Annotated in this window: 19 protein-coding genes and 1 pseudogene; 15 read left to right on the top strand and 5 right to left on the bottom strand. The window is 60.6% G+C overall.

Translation table 11 applies throughout. From position 1 onward, the window contains the following. The first annotated feature begins 33 nt into the window (after positions 1-33). From BFN10_RS03490 to phnN, 10 genes and pseudogenes are all read left to right on the top strand, one after another. The gene (locus BFN10_RS03490) at positions 34-789 is read left to right on the top strand and encodes a heme ABC transporter permease (protein ID WP_071488491.1); all 756 of its coding nucleotides are present in this window, start codon (positions 34-36) and stop codon (positions 787-789) included. Then, the gene (gene ccmD / locus BFN10_RS03485; protein WP_061435869.1) at positions 786-962 is read left to right on the top strand and encodes a heme exporter protein CcmD; all 177 of its coding nucleotides are present in this window, start codon (positions 786-788) and stop codon (positions 960-962) included. Before BFN10_RS03490 ends, ccmD begins: the two co-directional genes overlap by 4 nt. After that, positions 959-1414 (top strand): cytochrome c maturation protein CcmE, encoded by a 456-nt coding sequence (gene ccmE, locus BFN10_RS03480; RefSeq protein ID WP_071488490.1) that lies wholly within the window; start codon positions 959-961, stop codon positions 1412-1414. The genes ccmD and ccmE overlap by 4 nt, the downstream gene beginning before the upstream one ends. 3 nt (positions 1415-1417) lie before the next feature. Further along, a complete protein-coding gene (locus BFN10_RS03475; RefSeq protein ID WP_071488489.1) occupies positions 1418-3406 on the top strand; it encodes a heme lyase CcmF/NrfE family subunit in 1989 nt (662 codons plus the stop codon). Next, on the top strand, positions 3403-3939 hold the full coding sequence (locus tag BFN10_RS03470) for a DsbE family thiol:disulfide interchange protein (protein ID WP_071488488.1): 537 nt from the start codon (positions 3403-3405) through the stop codon (positions 3937-3939). Before BFN10_RS03475 ends, BFN10_RS03470 begins: the two co-directional genes overlap by 4 nt. Further along, complete coding sequence (locus BFN10_RS03465; protein WP_071488487.1) at positions 3936-4409, top strand: cytochrome c-type biogenesis protein; 474 nt, start codon at positions 3936-3938, stop codon at positions 4407-4409. The genes BFN10_RS03470 and BFN10_RS03465 overlap by 4 nt, the downstream gene beginning before the upstream one ends. Then, the gene (gene ccmI, locus BFN10_RS03460) at positions 4402-5586 is read left to right on the top strand and encodes a c-type cytochrome biogenesis protein CcmI (RefSeq protein WP_071488486.1); all 1185 of its coding nucleotides are present in this window, start codon (positions 4402-4404) and stop codon (positions 5584-5586) included. The genes BFN10_RS03465 and ccmI overlap by 8 nt, the downstream gene beginning before the upstream one ends. Before the next feature lie 15 nt (positions 5587-5601). Continuing rightward, a complete protein-coding gene (locus tag BFN10_RS03455) occupies positions 5602-5994 on the top strand; it encodes a hypothetical protein (RefSeq protein ID WP_071488485.1) in 393 nt (130 codons plus the stop codon). A gap of 167 nt (positions 5995-6161) precedes the next feature. After that, positions 6162-6251 (top strand): annotated as a pseudogene (locus BFN10_RS30000) (hypothetical protein); the annotation flags it as partial. Positions 6252-6374: 123 nt separating this feature from the next. Then, entirely contained in the window at positions 6375-6947 is a 573-nt protein-coding gene (phnN, locus tag BFN10_RS03450; RefSeq protein WP_071488484.1) for a phosphonate metabolism protein/1,5-bisphosphokinase (PRPP-forming) PhnN, read from the top strand. Between the two features lie 29 nt (positions 6948-6976). On the opposite strand, the gene BFN10_RS03445 is transcribed toward phnN, so the two are convergent. After that, entirely contained in the window at positions 6977-7855 is an 879-nt protein-coding gene (locus tag BFN10_RS03445) for a LysR family transcriptional regulator (protein ID WP_071488483.1), read from the bottom strand. A 190-nt stretch (positions 7856-8045) separates the two neighbouring features. On the opposite strand from BFN10_RS03445, the gene BFN10_RS03440 reads away from it, so the two are divergent. The 4 genes from BFN10_RS03440 to BFN10_RS03425 all read left to right on the top strand — a co-directional run bounded on the left by BFN10_RS03440 (position 8046) and on the right by BFN10_RS03425 (position 12495). Next, complete coding sequence (locus BFN10_RS03440) at positions 8046-8234, top strand: type II toxin-antitoxin system HicA family toxin (RefSeq protein ID WP_071488482.1); 189 nt, start codon at positions 8046-8048, stop codon at positions 8232-8234. Positions 8235-8245: 11 nt separating this feature from the next. Beyond that, the gene (locus tag BFN10_RS03435; RefSeq protein WP_071488481.1) at positions 8246-8650 is read left to right on the top strand and encodes a type II toxin-antitoxin system HicB family antitoxin; all 405 of its coding nucleotides are present in this window, start codon (positions 8246-8248) and stop codon (positions 8648-8650) included. Between the two features lie 374 nt (positions 8651-9024). Continuing rightward, positions 9025-10554: a M57 family metalloprotease gene (locus BFN10_RS03430; RefSeq protein WP_231999485.1), complete on the top strand. Its 1530-nt coding sequence runs from the start codon at positions 9025-9027 to the stop codon at positions 10552-10554. 231 nt (positions 10555-10785) lie between these two features. Then, a complete protein-coding gene (locus tag BFN10_RS03425) occupies positions 10786-12495 on the top strand; it encodes a M10 family metallopeptidase C-terminal domain-containing protein (protein ID WP_083351561.1) in 1710 nt (569 codons plus the stop codon). A 96-nt stretch (positions 12496-12591) separates the two neighbouring features. Here BFN10_RS03425 and BFN10_RS03420 read toward each other — a convergent pair whose 3' ends face one another. Further along, positions 12592-13788 carry an MFS transporter gene (locus BFN10_RS03420; RefSeq protein ID WP_083351562.1) on the bottom strand — a complete coding sequence of 399 codons (1197 nt, stop codon included), beginning with the start codon at positions 13786-13788 and terminating at the stop codon, positions 12592-12594. Positions 13789-13963: 175 nt separating this feature from the next. Between BFN10_RS03420 and BFN10_RS03415 the strand changes: the two genes are divergently transcribed. Beyond that, positions 13964-14578 (top strand): DUF5666 domain-containing protein, encoded by a 615-nt coding sequence (locus BFN10_RS03415; protein WP_071488478.1) that lies wholly within the window; start codon positions 13964-13966, stop codon positions 14576-14578. A 55-nt stretch (positions 14579-14633) separates the two neighbouring features. Here the strand turns inward: BFN10_RS03415 and BFN10_RS03410 are convergent, their stop codons facing one another. The 3 genes from BFN10_RS03410 to BFN10_RS03400 form a co-directional block, all read right to left on the bottom strand. Continuing rightward, the gene (locus tag BFN10_RS03410; protein WP_071488477.1) at positions 14634-15638 is read right to left on the bottom strand and encodes a sulfate ABC transporter substrate-binding protein; all 1005 of its coding nucleotides are present in this window, start codon (positions 15636-15638) and stop codon (positions 14634-14636) included. 105 nt (positions 15639-15743) lie between these two features. Continuing rightward, entirely contained in the window at positions 15744-16568 is an 825-nt protein-coding gene (locus BFN10_RS03405) for an ion transporter (protein ID WP_071488476.1), read from the bottom strand. Between the two features lie 31 nt (positions 16569-16599). After that, on the bottom strand, positions 16600-17475 hold the full coding sequence (locus tag BFN10_RS03400; RefSeq protein ID WP_071488475.1) for an urea transporter: 876 nt from the start codon (positions 17473-17475) through the stop codon (positions 16600-16602). Positions 17476-17549: the final 74 nt, after the last annotated feature.

Genomic DNA, 17549 nt, shown 5'->3' with positions numbered 1-17549 from the left:
CAACGACGAAAAGCAACCGTGATGGAAACAGCAATGAACTGGACCTGGTTTCACAAGCTCGGCTCGCCCAAATGGTTCTATGGCATCAGCGGCAAGCTGTTGCCGTGGTTGAGCGTAGCTGCCGTGTTGCTGATCGGCATCGGCCTGGTCTGGGGTCTGGCCTTCGCGCCGCCGGACTACCAGCAAGGCAACAGCTTTCGCATCATTTATATCCACGTACCTGCCGCGATGCTGGCCCAGTCCTGCTACGTGATGCTGGCGGTGTGCGGCATTGTCGGCCTGGTGTGGAAGATGAAACTGGCGGATGTGGCCCTGCAATGCGCCGCGCCCATCGGCGCCTGGATGACCGCCGTGGCGCTGGTCACCGGCGCGATCTGGGGCAAGCCCACCTGGGGCTCGTGGTGGGTGTGGGATGCGCGACTAACGTCCATGTTGATCCTGCTGTTCCTGTACTTCGGTCTGATTGCCCTGGGCAACGCGATCAGCAATCGTGACAGCGCCGCCAAGGCTTGCGCGGTGCTGGCGATTGTCGGCGTGATCAACATCCCGATCATCAAATACTCGGTGGAGTGGTGGAACACCCTGCACCAGGGCGCCACCTTCACCCTCACCGAAAAACCGGCGATGCCCGTGGAAATGTGGGCGCCGCTGCTGCTGATGGTGCTGGGGTTCTACTGCTTCTTCGGCGCCGTGCTGCTGCTGCGCATGCGCCTCGAAGTGCTCAAGCGTGAAGCCCGTACCAGTTGGGTCAAGGCCGAAGTGCAAAGCAGCCTGGGAGCGCGTGGATGAGTTTTGCTTCTTTCAGCGAGTTTCTCGCCATGGGCCATCACGGCCTGTACGTCTGGACCGCCTATGGCATCTGCCTGGCGGTGCTGGCCCTCAACGTCGCCGCGCCGATCCTGGCCCGCAAGCGTTACCTGCAACAAGAGGCGCGTCGTTTGCGCCGGGAGACCGAAAAGTGAATCCGCTGCGTAGAAAGCGTCTGTTGATCATCCTTGCCATCCTGGTGGGCGTCGGCATTGCCGTGGGCCTTGCCTTGAGCGCCTTGCAACAGAACATCAACCTGTTCTACACCCCGACTCAGATCGCCAACGGCGAAGCGCCGGTGGACACGCGGATTCGCGCCGGCGGCATGGTGGAGAAGGGCTCGCTGAAACGCTCTGCCGACTCCCTCTACGTCACCTTCGTGGTCACCGACTTCAACAAAGCCGTGACCATCACCTACCGCGGCATCCTCCCGGACCTGTTCCGTGAAGGCCAGGGCATTGTCGCCCTGGGCAAACTCAACGCTGACGGCGTGGTCGTGGCCGATGAAGTGCTGGCCAAGCACGATGAGAAATACATGCCGCCGGAAGTCACCAAGGCGTTGAAAGACAGCGGCCAGTCGGCTCCAACACCTGCCAAGGAGGGCTAAGCCATGACGTCCGCACTGTTTATTCCGGAGCTGGGCCAGTTGGCGATGATCCTCGCCCTGTGCTTTGCCATCGTCCAGGCCGTGGTGCCGTTGCTCGGTGCCTGGCGTGGCGACCGTTTGTGGATGAGCCTGGCGCAACCGGCGGCCTGGGGCCAGTTTGCTTTCCTGCTGTTCGCGTTTGGCTGCCTGACCTATGCCTTCATGACCGACGACTTTTCCGTCGCCTATGTGGCCAACAACTCCAACAGCGCGTTGCCCTGGTACTTCAAGTTCAGCGCCGTGTGGGGTGCCCACGAAGGCTCGCTGCTGCTGTGGGCGCTGATCCTCGGCGGCTGGACCTTTGCCGTGTCGGTGTTCTCGCGCCAACTGCCGCAAGTGATGCTGGCCCGGGTGCTGGCGGTGATGGGCATGATCAGCATCGGCTTCCTGTTGTTCCTGATCATGACCTCCAACCCGTTCAGCCGCATCCTGCCGCAGATCCCGGCGGACGGGCATGACCTCAACCCCTTGCTGCAAGACATCGGCCTGATCGTGCACCCGCCGATGCTCTACATGGGCTACGTGGGTTTCTCCGTGGCTTTTGCCTTCGCCATTGCCGCGTTGCTGGGTGGGCGCCTCGATGCGGCCTGGGCGCGCTGGTCTCGGCCCTGGACCATCGTCGCCTGGGCGTTCCTCGGGATCGGCATCACCCTGGGTTCGTGGTGGGCTTACTACGAACTCGGCTGGGGCGGTTGGTGGTTCTGGGACCCGGTGGAAAACGCCTCCTTCATGCCCTGGCTGGTGGGTACGGCGCTGATTCACTCGCTGGCCGTCACCGAGAAGCGTGGCGTGTTCAAGAGCTGGACCGTGTTGTTGGCCATCGCCGCGTTTTCCCTCAGCCTGCTCGGCACCTTCCTCGTGCGTTCGGGGGTGCTGACGTCGGTGCATGCGTTTGCGTCCGACCCGGAGCGCGGCGTGTTCATCCTGATCTTCCTGCTGTTTGTGGTCGGCGGCTCCCTGACCCTGTTCGCCCTGCGTGCCCCGGTGGTCAAGAGCCAGGTCGGCTTCAACCTGTGGTCGCGGGAAACCCTGCTGCTGGGCAATAACCTGGTGCTGGTGGTGGCCGCGTCGATGATCCTGCTCGGCACCTTGTATCCGCTGGTGCTGGATGCCCTGAGTGGCGCCAAATTGTCGGTCGGCCCGCCGTACTTCAACGCATTGTTCATCCCGTTGATGGGCCTGTTGATGGTGGTAATGGCGGTCGGCGTGCTGGTGCGCTGGAAAGACACCCCGGTCAAATGGCTGGCCGGCATGCTGATGCCGGTGCTGCTGGGCAGTGTGGCCCTGGCGGTGATCGCCGGGTTTGCCTACGGCGACTTCAACTGGGCGGTGCTCGCCACCTTCCTGCTCGCCGCCTGGGTGTTGCTGGCCGGCGTGCGCGATATCTTCGACAAAACCCGCCACAAAGGCCTGATCCAGGGCCTGCCAACCCTGACCCGCAGCTACTGGGGCATGCAGGTCGCCCACATCGGCATCGCCGTGTGCGCCCTCGGTGTGGTGCTGTCCAGCCAGAACAGTGCTGAACGCGACCTGCGCCTGGCGCCGGGCGAGTCCATGGACCTGGCCGGTTACCACTTCATCTTCGAAGGCGCCAGGCACTTCGAAGGGCCGAACTTCACCTCCGACAAAGGCACCGTGCGCGTCGTGCGCAACGGCAAGGAGGTGGCGGTGCTGCACCCGGAAAAACGCCTGTACACCGTGCAGAGCTCGATGATGACCGAAGCCGGGATCGACGCCGGTTTCACCCGTGACCTCTACGTCGCATTGGGTGAGCCGCTGGGCGACGGCGCCTGGGCCGTGCGGGTGCATGTGAAGCCGTTTGTGCGCTGGATCTGGTTCGGCGGCTTGCTCACGGGCTTTGGTGGTTTGCTCGCCGCGCTGGACCGGCGTTATCGGGTCAAAGTGAAAAGCCGGGTGCGTGAAGCCCTCGGCCTGCAAGGAGCGGCGGCATGAAGCGTTGGTTGATGGTGGTACCGCTGGCGATGTTTCTGGTGGTGGCGGTATTCCTGTATCGCGGGCTGTACCTGGACCCTGCCGAGCTGCCTTCGGCGATGATCGGCAAACAGTTCCCGGCGTTCAGCCTGCCGACCGTGCAGGGCGACAAGACCCTGACCCAGGCCGACCTGTTGGGCAAGCCGGCGCTGGTCAACGTGTGGGGCACCTGGTGCATCTCCTGCCGCGTCGAACACCCGGTGCTGAACAAGCTGGCCGAGAAGGGCGTGGTGATCTACGGCATCAACTACAAGGACGACAATGCCGCCGCCTTGAAATGGCTGGCGGAGTTCCATAACCCGTACCAGTTGGATATCCGCGATGAAGACGGCAACCTCGGTCTGAACCTCGGTGTTTACGGCGCTCCGGAAACCTTCTTTATCGATGCCAAGGGCGTGATCCGCGACAAGTACGTCGGCGTGATCGACGAGGTGGTCTGGCGCGAGCAACTGGCCGCCAAGTACCAGGCCCTGGTCGATGAGGCCAAGCCATGAAGCGTCTGTTAGCTGCTGCGGTCCTGGCGCTCGGATTGGCCGGTGTGGCCCACGCCGCCATCGACACCTACGAATTCGCCAACGACGCCGAGCGCGAGCGTTTCCGCGACCTGACCAAGGAACTGCGCTGCCCCAAGTGCCAGAACCAGGACATCGCCGACTCCAACGCGCCGATTGCCGCCGACCTGCGCAAAGAGATTTTCCGCATGCTGGGGGAGGGCAAGGACAACCAGCAGATCATCGATTTCATGGTCGACCGCTACGGTGATTTCGTGCGCTACAAACCGGCCCTCACCGGCAAGACCGCGCTGCTCTGGTTCGGCCCTGCCGGGCTGTTGCTGGCCGGCGTTGTGGTAATGGCGGTGATCGTGCGCCGCCGCCGCGCCGCGCCGACCGATGGTTCCGACGCGCTGTCCCTGGATGAGCGTAAACGCCTCGACCAATTGCTGGACACCAAGACTGATGATTGATTTCTGGCTCGCAGCCGGCCTGCTGCTTCTGATTGCCCTGAGTTTCCTGTTGATCCCTGTCCTGCGCGGCCGCCGTGCCCAGCGTGAAGAGGACCGCACCGCGCTGAACGTGGCGCTGTACCAGGAACGCGTCGCCGAGCTGCAAGTGCAGCAGGAGGAAGGCGTGTTGAATCCTGCGCAACTCGACACCGGCCGCGCCGAAGCTGCCCGCGAATTGCTGGCCGATACCGAAGGCGTGGAAAAGCCCCGTGAGTCGCGCCTGGGCAAGCCGCTGCCCTTGTTGGCGGCGTTTCTGGTGCCGGTCCTCGGCGTTGCCCTGTACTTGCACTATGGGGCCAGCGACAAGGTCGAACTGACCCGCGAATTCTCCCAGCCGCCGGTGTCCATGGAGGACATGACCCAGCGCCTGGAACGGGCCGCCGCTGCCCAGCCGGATTCGGCGGAAGGCCTGTACTTCCTCGGTCGCGCCTACATGGCCCAGGACCGCTCCGCCGATGCCGCGAAAGTCTTCGAGCGCACCGTGGCCCTGGCCGGGCGTCAACCGGAGTTGCTCGGCCAGTGGGCCCAGGCGCAGTACTTTGCCGACAACAAACAATGGTCGCCCAAGGTCCAGGCCCTGACCGACGAAGCCTTGAAGCTCGATCCGAAGGAAGTCACCAGCCTCGGCCTGCTGGGTATCGCTGCCTTTGAAGGTCAGCGTTATCAAGAGGCGATCGACTACTGGAATCGATTGCTGGCCCAACTGCCACCGCAAGACAACTCCCGCGCCGCCCTGCAAGGCGGTATCGACCGCGCGGCCGAGAAGCTCAAGGAAAGCGGCGGCACGGTTGCGCAGAAGGCCGTGATGAAAGTCCGCGTGGACCTGTCCGCCGAGGCGAAGGCCAAAGCCCTGCCCACCGACAGCGTGTTCATCTTCGCCCGCGCCGTCAGTGGCCCGCCGGCTCCCTTGGCGGCCAAGCGCGTCACTGTCGCCGAACTGCCGATCACCGTTGAACTGGGCGATGCCGACGCGATGATGCCGCAATTGAAACTGTCCAACTTCCCCGAAGTCCAACTGGTTGCGCGCATATCCCGGGCCGGTCAGCCGACCACTGGCGAGTGGATCGGCCGCAGCCAACCCTTGGCCAGCAGTACCACTGCCTTGCAGCAGCTGACCATCGACAGTCCGGACCAGTAAACCGAGGAAACGCCCATGACCGCATTTGCACGCATCACCCTGCTCAGCCTGGTATTGGGCCTGAGCGCTTGTGCGGTCCACCGCCCACCTCCGGCACCTACCGGCCCGACCATTCCACCGTCCCCGTCGACCCAACCGAGCACCAAACCGTCCGGCCCGGTGACCCCGCCGCCGAAGCCCGTGCCGACCAAGTCGCCGACGTTTGCGCCACCTCCGGGCGCCGCCAGCCACTGGGACGGCAAGATGCAGGTGTATGTACTGGACGACCAGCCCGACACCTTCTATCGCCAGCGCACGTATTACCGCTGGAGCAACGGCTGGAGCCGCTCGATCAGCCCGAACGGGCCGTGGGAAGACACCGACGTGCAGGGTGTGCCGCCGGGGTTGAGCAAGCAGTACGCGCAATGACAAAAGGCGACCTATTACACAGGTCGCCTTTTTTTTGCGCTTTGAAATCCGCTCTTTCAAACACTGGAGATCAAAGAAAGGTGGGAGGGGCTTGCCCCCGATGGGAGTGTGCTTTCAGATTCAGGCGGCGAAGGGCTGCCAGACGCTGAACATGAAAGTGTCGAGGGGGGGCGCCGAACGTGGTGCGCGACGCGTCGCACTCCGGTAATGTGACCGCCGCCGGCCTGGCGGCCGGGGGCTTGCTGGATATACTTAGCGGCAGGGCTGGAGGACCGTGGCGAGACTGCCCTCGGCCCGCGCGAAGACCGGGTCCAGGCCCGCCGCCGCGAAGGGGCGCCTGTAGCGCAATACGTATGACGACAAGCGAAGAGGGGGTTCTGATGGCAGGCAGGTTGATCTATCTCATCGGGCCTTCGGGCTCGGGCAAGGACAGCCTGCTGGATGCCGCACGCCCACGTTTGGCCGAGCGCGGCTGCCGCATTGTACGCCGCGTGATCACTCGCTCGCCGGAGTCGGTGGGCGAAGCGGCGCAAGGGGTGAGCCCGGAGCGGTTTGCGCAGATGCAGGCCGAGGGTGCGTTTGCCCTCAGTTGGCAGGCGAATGGCTTGTCCTACGGCATTCCCAGGGTGATTGACGACTGGCTGGCAGCGGGGGACGACGTACTGGTCAACGGCTCCCGTGCACACCTGGCGCAGACCCGCGAGCGCTATCCGACGTCGCTGGTGTTGCTGTTGACGGTGGACCAGGCCGTGTTGCGCCAACGCTTGATCGCACGGGGCCGTGAGGCGTTGGCGGATATCGAAGCGCGCCTGGCACGCAATGCGCGGTTCACCGCCGAGCTGATCGCCGGTAATGGCGCGGGGTTGTTCGTGCTGGATAACTCCGGGCCGCTGGACCACACGGTCGAGCGCCTGCTGTGTTGCCTCGACCACGGGCATTCGGCATGCGCTTGACCTCGCGCGGCACCGGCCCACGGATGGCGCTAGGTCATTAACCCTTCAACATAGTTGATAAACGCCTTGGCCTTGGCACTCGGCATCCGACCCGTCGGCAATACCGCCCAGAGATCCTTGGGAGGCAGTTCCCAATCGGTCAACACAGCTTTCACCTCCCCCCTGGCCAATTCCGGCGAGAACATCCATTCAGACGTCATCGCCAGGCCGTGGTGGGCGAGTACGCCTGCGCGCAAGCCTTCCGACGAAGTGACGCGCAAGCGCCCACGGGCGGCTATCGCCTGTTCGTGCGGGCCTTGTTTGAACGACCAGAGCGGGCTTTCTCCGAGGCTGTAGATCACGGCCTGGTGGTTGAGGATATCCGCCGGGCTTTGTGGCTCGCCGAAACGTTCGAAGTAGGCCGGTGTACCGAACACCCGGCTCGGGCTTTGGCCAAGCCGGCGAGCAGTGAGGCCGGAATCGCTCAGGTTGCCGATACGCAGGGCAACGTCGATGCCGTCTTCAACCAGGTTGAGGAGGCGGTCGTCAAGCAACACGTCGATGTTCAGGCCGGGGTGTTGGTCCAGGAACGGTCCCAGGTTAGGAATGATCCGCATACGGGAGAACGTCACGCCGGCGCTGACCCGCAGGTTGCCCGTCAAGCCAGCGCCTGCGCCACGGGCGGCCTCGTCAGCTTCGTCGGCTTCGAAAATGGCGCTCTTGGCTTTCTCGAAAAATGCCAGGCCTGCCTCGGTAGGGGTCAGGCCCCTGGTCGAGCGCAGTAACAACCGCACGGCCAGGCGGCCCTCCAACTGCGCGATGCTTTTGGAGACGGCGGGCTGGCCTACGCCCAGTCGTTTGGCGGCGGCCGAGAAGGAGCCGGTCTCGACGACGTGAACGAAGGTTTCCATGGCAGTGAGACGGTCCATCGGATGTTCCTGTTGACTGGGCGGCGCTCAAGCCTAAGGCGCTGGGCTAGCGGTGTCATGCGTTTCCCGTGGTGAGCCGTTGAGTTTTCAATATTCGGTAAAACAGCCGTCAGTCAGACATGCGCATTTTGTGCTTGAGTAAAGATAACTCTAGAGTTACTTTTATTCGGGCCAAGCCAAGGAGGCTGGGGTGCAAAGCAGGCTATTGATCAAGGAACTGCAAGACGCGGGTTGGGTATTGGATCGGGTAACGGGCAGTCATCACATTTTTATCCATCGTTATAGCCTGTACACAATCCTGGTACCCCACCCCAAGAAGGACCTGCCACTGGGCACCCTCAGAAGCATCAGGAAACGCGCCGGGCTGTTTGATTTTTAAGGAGAGCATTCATGCAATACCCAATCTGTATCGAATGGGGCGATGACTTCACCGCCACCGGTATCCAGATCCCCGATATCCCCGGTGCAGTCACCGCCGGGGACAGTTTTGAAGAGGCCTACAACGCGGCCGTGGAAGTTGCGCACATCATGCTGCAAGAGATCGCCGCAGAAGGTGGGACGATTCCGATGCCAACGTCGGTCGCCCGTTATCATGCCCATGAGGACTACGCCGGGATGGGCTGGGGCATGTTGGAGTTGGACGTCACGCCCTACCTGGGTAAGACCGAGAAGGTCAATGTGACCCTGCCCGGTTATGTCATCCAGCGCATCGACCGCTATGTGCGGGAGCACAAGGTCAAAAGCCGCTCGTCATTCCTGGCGGACGCAGCGTTGGAAAAATTGGTGCGATCCTAGGGCGATCAGGCGGTGTCAGGGAGGGGGCGCGTGCGTTGTCGGATGAGCACGGTTTTTCTGCCCGCCTTTTTTCAGGCATGTTTGAGTGAGTTTCCTCATGTTTGAAATTAAGATTTTGATTAAGTTAAGGGGGTGTTTTACAAGATTTTTTCCTTGAAAAATCAACTTCATAGTGTTGTTGGTATTTCGGAGAAGATCGGTTGTTAAGTGATTTTTTGTGTTTTCTTTGCAGGGGTGTTTATTAAGTATCGTTGAAAATAACTCGCGCTGGTGAAGGTGTCGTTAATTTGAGAATTTAATCGCCTGCCAATGGACTGGTCAGCGTTGGTATTTCTCATGCATGGACGAATGGCTGTTCACTGTTCAGAGTATTCATGGTTATGCACTTTCCTGTCCGACAAACTTCACTGCAACCCCCTGTTCACCCGTCGCATTCCCTTTTGTCAGTGTTTGATAACGACGCCTTGCACTGGACAAGCAACAAGAGATCGTTTAGCACCGCGCAGGCGGCCAAACATATCACTCGAGGTAACTTCAAGTTTCATGATCGAGATCGAGACAATAAAGTCGTGGTGGGCTTTAGTTTTTCCGGCGCCTTTACTGCGGCCCAGAAAGAGCACGCCAGGCGGGCATTGAAGGCTTATGCCGATGTCGCCAACATTTCCTTTGTTGAAAACAGTGCCCAGGTAGATGGCTCTATTGTCATCCGAGGCGTGCCAGGCTCCTGGTCGGGCAGCGCAGGTTTTCCCAACCAATACCAATCGAGCGTAACGGCGAATGTGGGAACGGCAGGCGCGGGCGCCAATCCTGAAGTGGGCAGTCATTTTCTGTCCTTGTTGGCCCATGAGTTGGGGCACACCTTGGGCCTGCAACATCCGGGCGCTTACGACGGCGGTGGCACTTACGAGGCCAATGCCGATTATGCGCAGGATACGAAGGCCCGCAGTGTCATGAGCTATTGGTCGGAGCGCAAACAGCCGGGGCATGACTTCAACGAACGACAACCCGCAGCACCCATGATGGACGATATCGCGGCGCTCCAGCGCTCGTACGGGGCGAATAAGCGCACCCGTGCCACCGACACCGTGTATGGGTTCAACTCCAATGCCAATCGTGCGCACTACAGCCTCAGTCGCGACCGCGACAAACCCGTCTTCTGCGTCTGGGATGGCGGAGGCGAGGACACCCTGGATTTTTCCGGCTTTGCCAATAAACAAAACATCAACCTCAATGCCGAGGCGTTTTCCGATGTGGGAGGGCTGCGGGGGAATGTGTCGATCGCCAAGGGGGTAGTCGTTGAGAACGCTATTGGGGGCTCCAACAGTGATGTGTTGACGGGTAACAGCGCCAATAACCGCTTGAAGGGGGCTGGCGGCAGCGACACGCTCCGTGGTGGCGCGGGCGCCGACACGTTTGTATACGACCGCGCCAGCGACTCAACACCGCAGGCCCCCGATGTTATTCAGGATTTCACCAGCGGCAGCGACAAAATCGACGTCGCCGGTGTTCTGCGCGAGGCGGGGCTCACGTCGCTGAACTTCACGGATAGCTTCAGCGGGCGTGCCGGCGACGCGGTGCTCAGTCACGACACCACAACCGGGCGCTCCACACTGGCCGTGGATACCCAGGGGGATGGCACGGCAGACCTGTTGATCAGCGGCCATGGCCAAATCAAACAGGAGGATGTGATCTGGAGCGGAAAGGGGGAGGCCGCACCCGTTACGCCCGATCAAACGGCTGACCCCACGCCGGAACCGGACTCGGATCCCGTGTCTGACTCAACTTCAGAGCCTGATCCGCTGCCAACGCCTAGGCCTGCACCCTGGTTTGGATCGCGGGTGGGCAAACAGATAGTTTCAGGGATCTCTCACGTCGCGAACTGGATATTTGGATGGTTCAGGTGAACGCTTGGGGGCCGTTGTCAGTTGCAAGTATTTTCGAACGTCAGGTGATGTGTGAGTTTTTATCAGTTTGTTTATAACGAATGTTCGGTGTTTCAATTGGTATGGTTCAAGTGCTTGTTTGGCGTATTTTCCTATGCGAATTTATTCGTGTATTCATGGTTTGCTTGTTTGCAAATAATTTATGTGGATATTAATTGTTGTTTCATTTTTTAAAAGCCTAGCGAGTTGCTCATGAAACTATCAAGCGTTCCGCCTGTTGCGCACAGTGGCAGGATTGTTAATGGTGACACTTTAACAACAGGTGGCCACCCCAATTCATACACGACCGATCAAGCTGCGAAACATCTCGTGCGAGGAGATTTCAAATGGCGAGATCGTAATGACGACAAAAAAATAGACCTGTCGTATACCTTGGACTCTCGATTCACCCCTCACCAGAAATTGCGCATCAGGGAGGCGCTTCGGTCTTGGGCGGAGGTGACCAACCTCTTGTTCAAGGAAAATGCCAAGGGGACTGATGCCTCCCTCCGTATCTCAGCCATACCGGGATATGCCGGCGGAGTAGCGAGCCTGCCCAATGACTGGTCGATCGGTACGGTCGACATCGGCATTGAGGGGGCTGATGGAAAGCTGGAACACGGGACTTTGTTTGATAAGGTAGCAGTCCATGAACTTGGCCATTCCATCGGTCTTCGGCATCCCCACGGAGAAGGCCCGGGGTACCGGGAGGACTCAACCGCCTACACCGCCATGAGCTACCACGATTCATCCTTTGGCGATGATCCTTACAACGGCAAAAAAATCGCGGCCCCCATGATGCACGATATCGCTGCGGCGCAGAGGTTGTACGGGGCGAACACCCAAACCCGAAAAACCAACACGGTCTACGGCTTCAATTCCAACACCGGTCGAGATTTCTACAGCCTGAAGACCGCCGAGGACAAACCTGTTTTTTGCGTCTGGGACGCAGGTGGAACGGATACCCTGGACTTTTCCGGTTTTCGCCAGAAACAGAAAATCAATCTTAATGCTGAGTCCTTTTCGGATGTTGGCGGCCTGAAAAACAACGTCTCCATTGCCAAGGGCGTCACGCTGGAAAATGCGGTGGGTGGTTCCAGTGATGACAGCCTGATCGGTAATCAGGTCGGCAACCGCCTCAAGGGCGGTGGCGGGGCGGACAAGCTCGAGGGCGGCGGCGGTGCGGATACGTTTGTCTATGACAGCATCGCAGACTCCACGCCTGAGTCCCCTGATTTGATCGTGGATTTTGCCAGCGGTACTGACAGAGTCGACATCTCCACGCTATTGAAGCGCGCTGCTGTGAAGGTCCTCTACATTGTTGACCGATTCAGTGGGCGTGCGGGCGAGGCGGTATTGAGCCACAACGCCAGCAACGGGCAGGGACGCCTGGCGCTTGACCTGACAGGTAATGGGAAGCCTGATTTTCTGGTGAACTGTAACGGGAAAATCCACTACAAGGATTTGATGGTCAACCCTGAACCTCCCACCTCAATTGAACCAGAGCCCGATTTGACGACAGCTCCGGAACCAGAGCCCACCCCGCCGAGGACTAAAAGAGCGAACACAGCAAACGAGCAGAGGGGCGGTAAAACGTACACGTACGGTTCGGCTTCCGAATCGAACTGTCGCAAGGTCGACACTTTGAAGGATTTCACCAGTGGTAAGGATAAAATTGATTTATCCAGGATGCTTGAAAAGGCGGGTGTTTCGCTGACACAGGTAGACAGGTTCACGGGAAGGGCCGGTGAGGCATTCATCATGAAATCAGACAGTGATGGTCTGTACTGGGTAGCCGTTGACCTGGACGGGGACAGATGCAGTGATTTTGTCGTCAATAGCCCTAACGTGATAAGCGCCGCAGACGTGGTAGGTATGAAGGTGAACCAGGCCTACGATCGGCAGTTATCCCGACGTAACTGATGGTGTTGCAAAAGGCGCGTCGCCGTTTGAAACGGCATCCAGTCAAAGCCGTCCGTCATTGCTGGCGGACGGCTTTGGCATAGCGAGACAAGCGCCTCAGGCAGTGGCCACCGAGGCCTCACGGGAAACGCTCAGGAACCGTAATAATGCGATCAAGGGGAACGCACTGCCCACCAGCATCACGCCCAACCAGCCGCCGTGTTCATACACGCCGCTGGCAATCGCCGAACCGAACGCGCCGCCGATGAAGATGCTGGTCATGTACAGCGCGTTCAGGCGGCTGCGGCTGTTGGCGTCGAGGGCGTAGATGGCACGTTGGCCGAGCACCATGTTCATCTGCACGCAGAAGTCCAGGACCACGCCAGTCACGGCCAGGCCGATCACGCTGTACAGCGGGTGCACGAAGGCCGGCAGGAAGCTCAACGCGGCGAACAACATGGCCAGCAGCGAAGCGCGATGTGTGTGACCGGCATCGGCCAGGCGACCAGCGATGGGTGCGGCTATGGCACCCAGTGCGCCGACCAGGGCGAACAGGGCGATCTCGCTCTGGCTCAGGCCATGGTTACGCGCCAGTTCCAGTGGGGCGGCGGTCCAGAACAGGCTGAAGGTAGCAAACATGCAGCCCTGGTAGAACGCCCGTTGACGCAGCACCGGTTGCTCACGCAGCAAGGTGCCGAGGGAGCGCAGCAGTTGACCATAGCTGGCAGAGTGATCCGGCTGACGCTTGGGAATGGTCAGCATCAACACCACACTGATAAACGCCATCAGCGCCGCCGCCGCCATGAACATCGCCCGCCAGCCGAAGTGGTCCGCGACCACGCTGGACACCGGCCGCGCCAGCAGGATGCCCAGCAACAGGCCACCCATGATGCTGCCGACCACACGGCCCCGGGATTCGGCGGGCGCCAGGTGCGCGGCCAGCGGAATCAGGATCTGCACCGACACCGAACTGAAGCCGATCAGCAGCGACACCAGCAGGAACAGGTTCGGCTGCTCGGTGACCGCTGCGCCCAGCAGGCTGGCGATAGCGATCACGGTAGTGGCGATCATCAGCTTGCGGTTTTCCAGCAGGTCGCCCAGGGGCACCAGGAAAAACAGCCCCAGGGCGTAGCCGATTTGCGTCAGTGAAACGATCAGGCTGGCCATGGCCGGCGTAAGGCCGATGTCCGGCGCGATCAGCTCGATGATGGGTTGCGCGTAGTAGATGTTGGCAACGATGGCGCCGCAGCAAAACGCAAACAGCATCACCATGCTCCGGGTCATGGTGCTTGTAGCGTGGGAAGTAGCGTTCATGGTGTTCTCATAAAAGCGAAGGAAGTGGGGCGAGCCTAAAGACAACACCGTAGCCCGGGTAGGCCGCTGGCAGTGATAACACTCATGCCCGGTAATGATGAGTGAATCGTTAACTTTCTGCGCGAAGGCTGATGATACATTCAGGCACCACTGCTGAAACAGGAAATCCATTGCAATGAAGATCACGTTGAACAAGATGCTCCTGGCTTCCACGCTGGCCGCCGCCATGGCCGTGGGCCTGGCCCATGCTGCCGAGACGCCTCGCGTGGGCGTACGCGGCGCCATTACGGCGATGGACGGCGATGCGATGCACGTCAAGGTCAACAGCGGCGAAGAGGTGGTCGTGCACTTGACCAAAGACACCCAGGTGCGCGCGGTCACCCTGGCCAAAATCGATGAGATCAAGCCGGGCAGCTACATCGGCTCGGCCGCGATGCCCAACGACGATGGCAGCCTTACCGCGCTGGAAGTGCACGTGTTCCCGCCAGCCATGGCCGGCACCGGCGACGGGCATCGCGCATTTGATTTGAAGGAAGGCAGCAGCATGACCAACGGCACCGTCGGCGACCTGGTAGTGAGCAACGGGCGCACGCTGACGGTGAAATACAAAGGCGGCGAGCAGAAGATCGTGGTGCCGGAAGATGTGCCGATCGTCAACCTGGAACCGGGTGACCGCAGCCTGCTCAAGCCGGGCGTGAAGGTGGTGCTGTTTGCCGCGCAGGGCGCGGATGGGACGATCACGGCCCAGGCGATCTCCGCCGGTAAGGATGGCGTGACACCACCGATGTAACGGCCAGACACAGAGCCAAATGTGGGAGGGGGCTTGCCCCTCCCACATTTATCAATTACTGGCCGCTGTAGATCTGGTCGAACACTCCACCATCATTGAAGTGGGTCTTCTGCACCGTGCGCCAGTCACCAAAGGTCTTCTCCACCGACAGGAAGTCGACTTTCGGGAACCGGTCGGTGTACTTGGCCAGTACCTTCGGATCACGCGGACGCAGGTAGTTGTTGGCCGCGATTTCCTGGCCTTCCGGCGACCACAGGTACTTCAGGTAGTCTTCGGCCGCCACGCGGGTGCCTTTCTTCTCGACCACTTTGTCGACCACCGACACCGGCGGCTCGGCTTCGGCGGAGACGCTTGGGTAAATCACTTCGAACTGATCACGGCCGAATTCGCGGGCGATCATTTCCGCTTCGTTCTCGAAGGTCACCAGCACGTCGCCGATCTGGTTGGTCATGAAGGTGGTGGTGGCGGCACGGCCACCGGTGTCCAGTACCGGGGCTTGCTTGAACAGCTTGCCGACAAAGGCCTTGGCCTTGTTTTCGTCACCGCCGTTCTTCAGCACATAACCCCAGGCCGACAGGTAGGTGTAGCGGCCGTTACCCGAGGTTTTCGGGTTGGGCACGATCACTTGAACGCCATCTTTCAACAGGTCCGGCCAGTCTTTCAGGGCTTTGGGGTTGCCTTTGCGCACGATGAAAACGGTGGCCGAGGTGAACGGCGCGCTGTTGTTCGGCAGGCGGGTGACCCAGTTGTCCGGCACCAATTTGCCGTTGTCCACCAGGGCGTTGATGTCGGTGGCCATGTTCATGGTGATCACATCGGCCGGCAGGCCGTCGATGACCGAGCGTGCTTGCTTGCTGGAGCCACCGAAGGACATCTGCAGCGTCAGCTTGTCGTTCGGGTGCTCGGCTTCCCAGTGCTTCTGGAAGGCAGCGTTGTAGTCCTTGTAGAAGTCGCGCATCACGTCGTAGGAGACGTTGAGCAGTGTGACCGGGGCAGCCTGGACGGCGCCCGCCAGGGCAAGGCCGGCGGCCAGAAGGGAGGCGCTAAGGAGTTTTTTCACTGCTCATTCCTTGTTGTTCGAGAAGGTTGCTGATTGAGTAGGGGCAATTTGCCAGCGACTATAGCTGGCGTCGCATAGACGTTTAAAGATTAAAACGAACTTTGCTTATTCCACTTTCTTGAAAAGATGATTGCCACAGCGTGAGCAGAACGCTGCGTTTGGCTCATGGCTGTCTTTCTTGCACACCGGGCAGTCATGCTGCAATTGTTCACCGCGCATGGCAGTGGCCAGTTCGGCGGTGAAAATCCCGGTGGGCACGGCGATGATCGAGTAACCGGTAATCATCACCAGGGACGAAATCACCTGGCCCAGCGGCGTCTTGGGCACGATGTCGCCAAAGCCTACGGTGGTCAGGGTCACGATGGCCCAGTAGATGCCCTTGGGAATACTGGTAAACCCGTGCTCCGGGCCTTCGATCACGTACATCAGGGTGCCGAACACCGTCACCAGGGTGCACACGCTGACCAGGAACACCACGATCTTCTGCTTGCTGCCGCGCAGCGCCGCCATCAGGTAGTTGGCCTGCTTGAGGTAGGGGCTGAGCTTGAGCACGCGGAAGATCCGCAACATGCGGATGATGCGGACGATCAGCAGGTACTGCGCGTCGCTGTAATACAACGCAAGGATACCGGGCACGATGGCCAGCAAATCCACCAACCCATAAAAGCTGAAGGCGTAGCGCAAGGGTTTGGGCGAACAGTACAGCCGCAGCCCGTACTCGATCAGGAAAATGAGGGTGAACCCCCACTCGATGTACGCCAGCACGTCGGCGTAGTTCTGGTGGATCTGGTCGATGCTGTCGAGCATCACGATCACCAGGCTGGCGAGGATGATCAGCAGCAGGATGCCATCGAAGCGCCGCCCGGCGACCGTGTCACTTTGAAAAACCATGACGTAGAGCCGTTGGCGCCAGTCGTTGTTGCTGTCCATAAAGCCCGCCTGAATCGAATATCGAGCAAGCCTAGGGGGATTCGAAGGGGCTGTCCATGCGGGGTTTCTGAAGCACTCGAACACCTGCGCGTACCAGCCAGCAGGCGAGTATGAATGGCGCGGTCAACGCGGGCAGGTGCAGGGCCGCAAAGCCCGGTGTGAGGAGGATCGCCAGCAGGATGCCGAGCAGCGGCAACCAGGGTTGGCGACGCATCTGGCTCAATGCCATGGCCGCCAATGCCGGGTTGTAGCTGTGCAGGCCGAGGAGGGCGCCCGCAGGTTCGTCCAGCCACAGCGCAAGCAGCACACCGACGCTGGCACCGATCAGCGCCCATCCAGCGGCGCGGCGGTTGGCCAGCCACAGACCCAGTGCAATCAGCGCGCCCGCCATCGGCTGGTCCAGCAGCATGATCTGCGCAAGCCCGGTAAAAGGCGCCGTGAGGATAGCCAAGGTGTCGGGTTCGCCCAGGGCAAACGTGTTCTGCGGCACCGTGCCCAGCAACAACCAGCCCAGGCCGACAAAAGGCGCCGTGTAAGCGGGCAAGTCATTGGGCTGGTCGGCATGTTTCAACCATTGCCGTGTCAACATCGCCGCCAGTCCGCCGCATGCCAGGATCAGCGGCGGCAACAACGCCGACCAGGCAAAGTGCTGGCTGATCAATAAACCCAGCAGCACGCCGTTGTAGCTGTAAAGGCCGGCCTGGCGTTCGGCCTTGGGATAACCGCGACGCTGGGCCGTGAGCAACCCCGCCACGCCACCCAGCAGCGCCCCGCCGAACAAGGCCGGGGCGCCGATCAGGATCGCCAGCAGGCACAGCAGGCCGCACAGCGGCTGGCGCTGCAGGAAAATCTGGCTGAAGCCGTTGAGCAGCGCTTCGGCCCAGTCGGGGCAGGATGGGTTGTGCATGGTGATTAATCAGTGGGACCGAGTTGTTCCCATCGGGGGCAAGCTCCCTCCCACACTTGATTGGGTTCACAGAT

The organism is Pseudomonas extremorientalis (genome assembly GCF_001870465.1).
Lineage (GTDB): Bacteria > Pseudomonadota > Gammaproteobacteria > Pseudomonadales > Pseudomonadaceae > Aquipseudomonas > Aquipseudomonas extremorientalis.
Note: the sequence above shows the minus strand (reverse complement) of the source record. Positions and strands in the feature narration are given on the sequence as shown.